This is a genomic window from Candidatus Cardinium hertigii (genome assembly GCF_003788695.1).
Window position 1 is genome coordinate 172,525 of the sequence record NZ_RARA01000025.1, and the last position, 10,101, is coordinate 182,625.

Annotated in this window: 10 protein-coding genes (2 of these 10 cut by a window edge); 6 read left to right on the forward strand and 4 right to left on the reverse strand. The window is 34.2% G+C overall.

Annotated elements, in window-relative coordinates; all coding sequences use genetic code 11:
- Positions 1 to 18: the 3' portion of an NTP/NDP exchange transporter gene (locus EDM02_RS03880; RefSeq protein WP_260215044.1), read on the forward strand. The gene continues 1,323 nt to the left of window position 1, outside the view; only the last 18 of its 1,341 coding nucleotides appear in the window; the start codon falls outside the window, past its left edge; its stop codon occupies positions 16 to 18.
- Here EDM02_RS03880 and EDM02_RS03885 read toward each other — a convergent pair.
- On the reverse strand, positions 1 to 552 hold the 5' portion of the coding sequence (locus EDM02_RS03885) for an AAA family ATPase (protein ID WP_123663247.1). It extends 24 nt beyond the left edge of the window; the window shows 552 of its 576 coding nt (coding positions 1–552); it begins with the start codon at positions 550 to 552; its stop codon lies off the left edge, out of view. The two genes, EDM02_RS03880 and EDM02_RS03885, sit on opposite strands and share 42 nt — an antisense overlap.
- Before the next feature lie 382 nt (positions 553 to 934).
- Between EDM02_RS03885 and EDM02_RS03890 the strand changes: the two genes are divergently transcribed.
- Both EDM02_RS03890 and EDM02_RS03900 read left to right on the forward strand, forming a co-directional pair.
- Positions 935 to 2,917, forward strand: coding sequence for a DUF3857 domain-containing protein (locus EDM02_RS03890; RefSeq protein ID WP_221179593.1), 1,983 nt, complete (start codon positions 935 to 937; stop codon positions 2,915 to 2,917).
- A 534-nt stretch (positions 2,918 to 3,451) separates the two neighbouring features.
- The gene (locus tag EDM02_RS03900) at positions 3,452 to 3,946 is read left to right on the forward strand and encodes a hypothetical protein (protein WP_123663251.1); all 495 of its coding nucleotides are present in this window, start codon (positions 3,452 to 3,454) and stop codon (positions 3,944 to 3,946) included.
- Between the two features lie 48 nt (positions 3,947 to 3,994).
- On the opposite strand, the gene EDM02_RS03905 is transcribed toward EDM02_RS03900, so the two are convergent.
- Together EDM02_RS03905 and EDM02_RS06025 are read right to left on the reverse strand one after the other, a co-directional pair.
- The gene (locus EDM02_RS03905) at positions 3,995 to 4,246 is read right to left on the reverse strand and encodes a hypothetical protein (RefSeq protein ID WP_123662771.1); all 252 of its coding nucleotides are present in this window, start codon (positions 4,244 to 4,246) and stop codon (positions 3,995 to 3,997) included.
- Between the two features lie 21 nt (positions 4,247 to 4,267).
- Positions 4,268 to 4,399 carry a hypothetical protein gene (locus EDM02_RS06025; RefSeq protein WP_260215022.1) on the reverse strand — a complete coding sequence of 44 codons (132 nt, stop codon included), beginning with the start codon at positions 4,397 to 4,399 and terminating at the stop codon, positions 4,268 to 4,270.
- A gap of 489 nt (positions 4,400 to 4,888) precedes the next feature.
- Here EDM02_RS06025 and EDM02_RS03910 point away from each other — a divergent pair, with 489 nt between their 5' ends.
- The 3 genes from EDM02_RS03910 (at position 4,889) to dprA (ending at position 9,392) form a co-directional block, all read left to right on the forward strand.
- Positions 4,889 to 6,034, forward strand: a complete 1,146-nt coding sequence (locus EDM02_RS03910; protein WP_123662769.1) for a M28 family peptidase — start codon at positions 4,889 to 4,891, stop codon at positions 6,032 to 6,034.
- A gap of 453 nt (positions 6,035 to 6,487) precedes the next feature.
- Entirely contained in the window at positions 6,488 to 7,987 is a 1,500-nt protein-coding gene (locus EDM02_RS03915; protein ID WP_123662767.1) for a sodium:solute symporter family protein, read from the forward strand.
- A 289-nt stretch (positions 7,988 to 8,276) separates the two neighbouring features.
- Positions 8,277 to 9,392, forward strand: coding sequence for a DNA-processing protein DprA (gene dprA, locus EDM02_RS03920; protein ID WP_123662766.1), 1,116 nt, complete (start codon positions 8,277 to 8,279; stop codon positions 9,390 to 9,392).
- Between the two features lie 445 nt (positions 9,393 to 9,837).
- Here dprA and EDM02_RS05695 read toward each other — a convergent pair.
- Positions 9,838 to 10,101: hypothetical protein (locus EDM02_RS05695; protein WP_184891134.1), on the reverse strand; the 264-nt coding region annotated here is incomplete at its 5' end.

A 10,101-nucleotide genomic window follows, 5' to 3' on the forward strand; every position in this document is an offset into this window, starting at 1 on the left:
ATCCAAATAGCGCTGTAATTTCTCTTTTTGAGCATTATCCAGTACCCCCCCTGATGCTGCTAGGTGTACGCTTAGATAACGATGGCAGGAAAATAATGTTATAATTTGATCTTTAATGCCTTTCTCGATTTCTTGGTAAGAACTCCCTTTAACATCTTTCAGGTTAAGTAAGATGACTGGAAATTGTCCCTGATATTCATTTATAATATCTGTATAAGCTGCTATTTTAAGCTTTTGTAGTATTTTTTTCCTTCCCGTTGCTAATTTTAAATCAATGGCTCCACCCAAGAATAGCTTCTGATTGACACGATCTGTTTCAGCTAAAGGATTTCCTGTCTGATCTACTTCGATTTCAAAAAACTTACGCAACATATCCATGTTCAAGCTTTTACCCCAACGTCTGGGACGGGTAATCAGTATTACCTCGCTGCTTTCTTCCAATAATGCTTGAATCATTAAGCTTTTATCTACAAATACATCACTATGCAACAATAGGGTTTTAAAGTCATCGGTTCCCGTTCGGATGCGGCAATGTGTAGATACATGGGTCATAATGGAAAGAATTTGAAATGGGACATATAGGCTACCTAGCACAAAAAGAAAGTAATGGTTGTTTTTTTATGAATTTAGTAAAATTTAAAAGAAAAAAATGTAAGAGGGAAGTGGTTGCATGTAAGCATCTTATTTTTTAAAGAAAAACGTTTTAGCTATTTTTAAGATGGATACATTAGGATTAAGATTTAATAATAGAGCTTAGGGATTACATGGGATTTAGCCTTTTTTATTTTATATATTATGAGTATTATATACACTTATGAATATTATTTTGTTTTATATTTATGAATATTATAAATAATATAATATACGATTACGTCGGCTCAGGATTAAGCATATTAATAAAGTCTAAGAACTACATATTATTTATTTAAACGCTATGCAAAAGTTACCATTTAAACATAAGCTGCGGGTATACAGTTTAACTATCTTGAACAAGTGTGCTTTACCAGCTAGCATAAGACATGTAAAGATACTTTTCTATTTATGGCCATTCTTTATCTTTAGCATGCCCATAGCTGAAGCCAAATGGTCTAAATATGAACAACTGGAATTAGAATCTGACATTCAAGAAGATATGTTTGTTAATGCAGATGGCACTTATACCTCTATCGTAGAGTCGCGCAGTAAAATCTTGAAAGAACATGGGCGTGAAATATTTGCACCTTATCGAATAGATTACAATAATCAAAACATGCAAATTACTATCCTAGAAGCAAAAACTATTTGCCAAGGCAAGGAATACAAAGTGGTTAAAAATATGATTCAGGATAAAGCTGTATCTAGTTTAAAGTCTGGTTTTGATACTGAAAGGCAAATAGCCATAGCTTTCCCTAAAATAGAGCTCGGTTCAGAAATATACCTAAAGTATAAGATTTTTAGGAAAAAGGCCCCTATCAAAAACTTTTTTGGAGAGGTTTTATATTATACGGGAAGTTATATAAAATCATATAATACTAGAATTCAGTCAAAAATACCTTTAAAAGTTAAAGTAAATGATCCTAAAAACGTATTGAAAGTTTCCCATGAACCATACAAGCAAGACACACATAATATAGTTATTACTTTAGAAAAGCCTATTCAAGAATGGTCTGTAACGAACGAAAGATCTTATTTTGTAAATAAAAAATATAGGACATGGGTATCTTTGTCTAATGTAAGTAGCTGGAAAGAGTTCGCACAAGCATTTGCCACTGAATATTATAAAGTAATCAATCAACCCCTTCCCAAAAGTTTTGTAGCCATAGCAGAAGTTGCTGCTACTAAAGAAGGGGATGAGGCAACCATCAATTATGTTACTTCAGAATTGAATAAACAGATACAATATATGGGAGATTGGCGTACTGTAAAAGGTGGCCATTTCCCTAGAGATCTAGAAAAAACTGCTCATTTCCAAATGGGAGACTGCAAAGATTTTTCTGCTGCTACTGCTTCTATTTTACAAAAGCTGGGTTATCAAGTACAGCCTCTTCTTGTGCATAGAGGTAGTACTGCAAATACTAAGATAATAGCTGACTGTGCGTTGCTACCTCATTTAGGATTTAACCATGCAATGCTAAAAGTAACCAATAATGAAAAAAACGTATATTGGATTGATCCAACAAATAAAGTTAGTATGGCGCAAGGGATTTTTCCAGATGTTGCTGATAGAGATGCGTTACTATTGGATCATAAGGAAGGTGGTTTAATACAGGTTCCTCCCATAAATCCTACCACTTCCAAAATCCTATGCTATAATAGATTAGCTATACAGGACAATGTGGTAAACCAACAGGGTACTATGGTGTTTAAAGGAGCTTCTTCGTTAGATTTAACACAAATAGCGCTAAATTCTTCAAATGAAGCATTGAAAGACTTTATCTTTTATAAGATAAGTAACGTATATCTTACCGATGAAGAAAAGAAATTTATGGATTTACCCGATTTTACTTCTTCTATTGTACAGGACATTACGATAAGGTATGCATTTCAACAAAAAAACAAGATCTTTCAAACAAATTTAGGGTCTGCTTTAATTTTAGATTCGATTTGTTACTTTAAGAATTGGTTTGAAAACACTGTGTCTACTGCTCCTGATCAGGTATCAGATGTTTTTATAGGGGATCCTTGTATTATTGAAAATCATTCTATCATAGAAAAAACGCACATTAAAAATTGTGAAAAGTTAAATTTCAAGATAGATTCACCCTGGCTATCTGTACATAGGTCATGTACATATAAAAATGGCAACACAGAAATTATTGATATAGTAACCATTCTAAAAAGCATTATCCCCAATGAGGCACTGCAAAGCACGGCATATAAAAATTTAAAGCATGCATTGGAAGGCAATCTACAAAAAGCTTCTATAGTAATAGGATAATACAAGGCTAATTTTAACTTGATGAATGGCCTTATTAAGAAACCAGCACAGGGGAGGCCTCCATAGGGATTGGCCAGCAGCAGTAGCCTTGTTAAGAAAATATCATTCCAAACAAGAAGAGAAAAATTTTGTTCTATGGGAAAAGTGCGCCATCAAGAGTTTGAATCAATATCAATATCAATATACGTCACCACAGTCTGGTATTAAACATCTNTGATATATATTACTTTACAGGGAGATTATGCATATGCAGATCAGGATAGCAAAAAAAAGGCCGGTATAGAATACTGGGGGATAGGTGCAAAAGCCGGAATAAGTGGCTCTTCCTTTTGGAGCACTTGGAAAAATTTTGATTTTACTGGATTAGATTCAGTTGGTATTAAGGGAAAAGTTAAGAAACATAGTTTTTTAGAAAATCCAGGATTTACTGGGAGTATATGTGTAGAATTTGCTGAAAATAAATATATAGGTGCCGAAGTTGGGGTAGGTTACCTACGCCAAGGTGGTACTTTAGTAGTTGATGAACAGCAAAATTTGGATCAATCCTATCTAAAAATCATTAACCATACCGTATTTTTATCAGGAGGAATGTGTATATACCCATTAAGTCTTAGGCCGAATACAGGTATCTGGAAAATATGCTTAACTGGAGTATTTAACTTTATTCCTAAAAGAATTTGGCTAGTTAAAAATTCCAACAATTCTAAGGAAGAGAAATTTGAACCTACAGGTGATTTAGCTACCTTATTAGCTAAGGGGGACATCGCTCTATCACTTGGAACAGCGTACGAATGGGATTCTGGATTGTATCTAGATCTAAGAGGCATACTAGGATTTTTAGGTATGCTTAGGACAAAAATAGGTGAAATACAAAACTATTCCCAAATTGAAGGAGAACGTAGCCGTTATGAAGCTTATAAGCGACTTGGTAGCAAATGTGAAGAAGAAAATATGAAAAACTACTGCTTTACACTTACAATTGGGTATCAGCTATTCAAGAAATTCAAGAATGAAGATGAAGATATATAGATTTTGCTATAATCTATAAAATATGGCTTCCACGCAAGTGAACGGATACTATAGTATGAAATTAACCTTTATGCGTCTTTTTTTCAAATCTGTAGCTAGATTTGGTTGCCATTCAAGACCATTGTTGTTACAAAGATCAATATATCGAATTGTACTATTCTTTTCCATAGCTGTAGTTAGCGCTTTTGCCCCTGCAAAACCAATATTATTATAACTCAGGTCAATTTCCGTAATTGTGCTATTATTTTCCAAAACCATAGCTAGCGCTTTTGCTCCTTTAGAACCAATCCAGGCATACATTGCATTATTTGTTCCGTTAACTCATTTGGAAGCCGTATTTTTATCTTTTTTGTCTTGTCTATAGGATCTATTGTTTGTTTGGTTGCTAATCTGGCATGCCGTAAAACTGCTACCTAATAAAAACAACCTAAGAAGGATAAACTGCTTTTTCATATTTTTATTCGTTTAATGGTACTATTTTATATTTCAACGTCCTAAGTACTAATTGTCTATTGCAACGGCCTCAAGATGATTTTCTAATAGCTTTCAGCCTGAAATTTTCTAGTCACAGCTTTGTTCAAGGCGCGTTTTTTATAAACTTACATTATTGCGCATTTCTAAATACGAACGTGAAAAAATACGAATAGGCCACACCACTGAACGGATACTAAGTAATAGGTTACATCTTCTATACTAAATATCGATTTCGTTCCGAAAACTTAAAATATAATAGTATTTTAGAAATAAAGTTCATAAATTGCGCTACGCTGATGAAAGTTTGATATATTTGGTTGGCGTAAAGAGGAAGTATCAAAAACTAAATAGCTAAATGCATAGTAGAGGTAACGCTTATGGTAGAGGTAACGCTTACTTTTTTTGTTTGCAGGATATTCATAATGTGTTAGTAATTTCAACATTTCAAGCAAACAAAATTTTAAGCAAATGCAACACAATACTAAATCAATTAGAAAAGAGTTAATGAATCGAAAAATAATATGGCTCGCAGCTATTGTGCTGGTAGTGATCACACAAAGTAGCTGTAGCCAATCACATGTTTATATGAAAACAGTTGATTCTCTAGAAAAAGATCGTTTAAAAGATCATGTCCACAACTTGTCACATACAATAGGAATTAGAAATATTGAAAATCAGTCTAATTTTGAAAAATTAGAAGCAGCAGCTAACTATATTGTACAACAATTTAAAGCAATGGGATTTACGGAACCTAACCTTAAAATTCATGAATATGCTGCAACGTATAATGATCAGACTTATGTAATGAAAAATATAGAAGTTGTCATTAACAGCAGTCCTGGCTGTAACCGTAAAAATGAATCTATTGTAATAGGCGCGCACTATGATACAGTTAATACTTCACCTGGAGCTAATGACAACGCTTCAGGCGTAGCGGCTCTCTTAGAAATCGCAAGGTATATGAAACAATATGATTGTAAGCTTAAAAAAACTTTAAAACTAGTGGCCTTTCCTAATGAAGAATCCCCTTATAGCAAGGACACAGTAACCGGTGCATTTTTCGGAAATAATATGGGGAGCGTAAACTACGCAACAAAAGCTAGAGAACATAATGAAGCTATAAAAGGTATGATATCACTTGAATGTTTAGGTAATTATACTGATAACACAAAAAGCCAAGACTATCCTCCATATCTTCCCTCATGGCTTAGATGGTTAATAGGGCTTCCGTATCATAGTAAAGGGAATTTTATTGGTTTTGTTAGTAATATAGATTCCTACGGTTTTTTAAAAGAATGTACGTCCAGCTATAAAAAAACTAAAAAAGCATTTCCAATGCATTATATATCTCTACCATATAAACTAGATCCAGGAATTGGACGATCTGATCATAAATCTTTTTGGAACCAGGGTTATAAAGCTATTATGATCACTGATACGGCTGATAAGAGAGATGTTAATTACCATAGTGCAACGGATACTATGGACCAATTAAATTTTGAAAGCTTTACCAAAGTGGTAGAAGATTTAAAGGCCATGACCGCAAAATTATGCAAAGTTAATAAAAATGTACTAAAGGAAGTATCCACAGATCCAACTTCAAGTACCATATAGGTGTCCAATACAATTATTCCTCTCCCTCCATTATAACGAGGCCGTTATAATAGGCGGTAGCACAGCATGGTTTAGTCTTGCTACCGCTTCAGCATGTTACTTGATAGCTTACTGATGTTAACTAGCTATATAAATATAGTGCTAATAATAAGCATTTTATAAAATAATTATACCATAAACATCATTACATAAGAAGTCGCGTACTGCTTCTATGTATATTTTGAATCGTCTATTGCAACGGCCTCATAAAGAAGTAGGTTAACATAACTTCTTTTTGTTAAATGCTTTATTTCATCTATAATCTATATAAGAAATGGGCGTTTTTTTGCTTAAAACGTAATGCATACATTATAAATGTACGTTGCAAGTTAAGATTCCTTGATTTTTTTAAAAAAAATAGTTAAAATAAGAGTTTGTATCAAAAGTTTGTTCACGTTTAAATCTATATGATGTATGATGTTATTTAATATTCCCCTTAATATTCCCCTTCTTATGGTAGTGGTTTTTTTGTCAATTGTTTTAGGTATTGCATTTCGCTTTGCTAGAGTTCCAACTACATTTCGAGAATATGCTATAGGCAACACGCCATTTTCTACTGCCTATTTAGTAGCTACTGTATTGGCTACTGCTTATGGAGGAAGAACTGTGATGCATTCAGTAACGGAAGTTCATAAATTTGGCCTATGCGCGATACTTACCGGAATTATAACTGGTTGTCTTTCTTTCTGGATTATTAGTCCATTAGCGTTACGTATGGCTCCATTTATGCATCACCTCTCTATGTCAGAAACCGTAGGTAGTATATATGGTAAATACCCAAGGGTAATGGTTGTTTTATCAAATCTTTTTGCATCTATTGTTATGATTACTATACAAATCAATGTAATGACCATAGCCATAGGTATGTGTATAGATTCAGTTGACCCTAAAATTATTACCATTATTTCCATGCTAATCCTTATTTTGTATTCTACATTTGGAGGTGTTCATGCTGTTTTAATTACAGATCTGGTGCAGCTGGGAACTTTTCTCGTAATTCTTCCCCTTCTTTCTTGTTGCATATTTAGATACATTGGGAAACCAATGCCCGAAATTATTTCGTTTTTACAAACGCAAGAGAGATTCCAGTTTAGTAAGCTTTTTCAGGTTAATCATAACTTATGGAGTATGCTTACATTATTTTTATCTCGTCTAGTGTTCAATATAAGCCCCCCAAATATTCAAAGGATTTATATGTCATCCGATCACTTCCAAGCCAGTAAAGTTTTCCTTCATACCGGTATGGGTAGCTTGTATATTAAATTGTTTATGTTATTAATTGGTTTATTTGCATTTGTCAGTGCACCAGATTTACCAGCAACAGTGGTTTGGGGTCATATCCTATCAAATATTTCACCCCTGTTTAAAGGTTTTGTGGTTATAAGTTTATTAGCTGTATCTATGTCTACCGCCGATTCTCACATAAACTCTTCTGCCATTATGATTAGTCAGGAAATAACGGATATAGTCTATAAGAAAAAAAATCCCGATAGGCATCAGTTTCTATTAGCTAAAATCACAACGCCTATTTTAGGTATATTCTCTTTGATGCTTAGCTTTTACTGCAATGATTTAATGGAATTAATAAAATTAGGTTTTGATTGCTTTATACCTATTGTAACTGGCCCTTTTATCTTAACTATTTTAGGTTTTCGGAGTAGTTCCTATAGTGTATTGACCGGTATGGCTACAGGTATATTAGCCATTATAATTTGGAATAAATGGGTTGAACCAGTAACAGATGTAAACGGTGCCTTTCCTTGTATGTTAATCAATAGTTTGGTTATGATAACTACACATTATTTATGGCCACAAAAAAAAAGAAATAAAGGTGTGTTTGATCAGGCCAATGCGCTTAAGTTGTGGGTAAATGCAAGAGCATCATGCGCTAGTATGCGAAAAGAAAATACATAAAATGCACAGAGATAGTTTTTTTACAAAGGAGCCTGAAAATTAATTATTATAATGCCAAAGTCAGTTTTTGTAAAAAAACAGTGGTTTTTTTAGAGAAGTAGATTTTTAGAGGAGGGCTACTTTACTGAATATGCGTTTGTTATATAAGATGTGATTTTTAAAGCTACTTTTTTTGATCAAGCAAAAAAAGTAGCTTTAATTATTAAATATTAGCAATTTTCTGTAATCTATAAGATATGGTTGCTACGCAGGTGAGCGGGTATCCTAACTTACGCTATTTAGTAATATAATGGGCCCAGAAGAAAAACACTACCGATTAGCACTTTCTTTGATACCAGGTATAGGCTGTACCTGGTTAAAGAAATTATTAGTGCATTTTGGAAGTGCCAAAGCCATATTCGAAGCTGCTAATAGCAGAAATTCCTATCTACCGCAAAAAATAGCTCAACATATTTCTGCAAACAGTAGACTGGCTCAAGCAAAAACGATTCTGCAACTACATGAGCAAGAAGGAATTCAACTGATAACTACAGAGGAAGATGATTATCCCCAACGGTTAATTGAATTACCAGACAACCCTCCTATTCTTTACTATAAGGGAAAAGCAGCACTGAATCAACGGCGCGTGGTTAGTATTATTGGAACCAGGCAACTTACGTCCTATGGACAAACATCCATTACTAAATTTTTAGAACAACTACTTCCCTATCAGCCACTTATAGTAAGTGGTCTGGCCTATGGTGCAGATATATGGGCACATAAGCAAGCATTGGCGTTAGGGTTAGCCACAGTGGCCGTACTCCCGACAAGCTTGAATAAAATTTATCCCACCATGCACACAAAAATAGCTATTCAAATGTGTATGCTTGGAGGAGGATTGCTCTCAGAGTATCCTATAGATAGTGGACTAAAGGCATATTCTTTCGTGGCTCGCAATAGAATTATAGCAGGCCTATCAGATGTAACCATTATTATTGAAGCAAAAGAAAAAAGTGGTGCATTGATAACAGCCTATTATGCCAATAATTACCACCGAGAGGTTTTTGCGTTACCGGGTAATATTTACGCAGCGACTTCTGCAGGGTGCCATCAACTCATTAAGCGCAATCAAGCGCATCTCTTGACCCATATCAATGATTTAGCCTATATTATGAACTGGACAGAACCTACCAAAAAACTACCCAAAAAAGACATTTATGCCACTTACCAGCTTACTCCTTCAGAAGAAATGATCTTAAAACAGCTCCAACAAGCAGCAGAACCTATAGCCATTGATACTTTAAGTGCTACTACAGCGTTACCTTCGGGAGAACTACAAGCTGCATTATTGTCATTAGAATTACAAGGGATATTACGTGCATTACCAGGTAAATGTTTTACACTAACCCCTATGCATAATGCATAGTTACTAGAATCTCAAATATGATTTTTGTATCCGTTCAGTGGTGTGGCCTATGCGTATTTTTTCATGTTCTTATTTAGAAATAGCGCAATAATGTAAGTTTATAAAAAACGCGCCTTGAACAAAGCTGTGATTAGAAAAATTCAGTCTGAGAGCTGGTAGAAAATCAGCCTGTTTGAGCCCTAGGCTGCAGGCCTGGGCGAGTTCTGATTTTCAGCTTGCAGACTGAATTTTTCAACAGCTTTGTTCACCAGCGCTTGATTTTTTTTGGCTACTTTTTTTGATCAAGCAAAAAAAGTAGCTTTAAAAGAAGTAGTTTTTAAAAAAAAATGGATAAAATCATCAATAATCTATAAAATATGGCTACCACGCAAGTGAACGGATACTGATTTTTGATTAGTAGGTATCTGCATTTGAATCAGCCAAAGTGTGCTTTTTATAAGTCTATTTATTTCCTTCTAATCCTAATATATAGGCCAGGCATATCAGCTGCATATGTTTTAATAGCTTCTTTTAGCCTGTTAGGAACAGGCAATTTTTGTATATGCTTTGGGTCTGGCATGGATTGTATAATAGTACGCATGCATACGCGCTGCAATCCATTTTCATAACATATGGTATCATTTGGATAGGCAACTTTTGTATTAAACGCATCCACTAGTCCTGGATAGTACTCCTTATCGAATCTAACTTTGCGTACCTTTGTTCCATT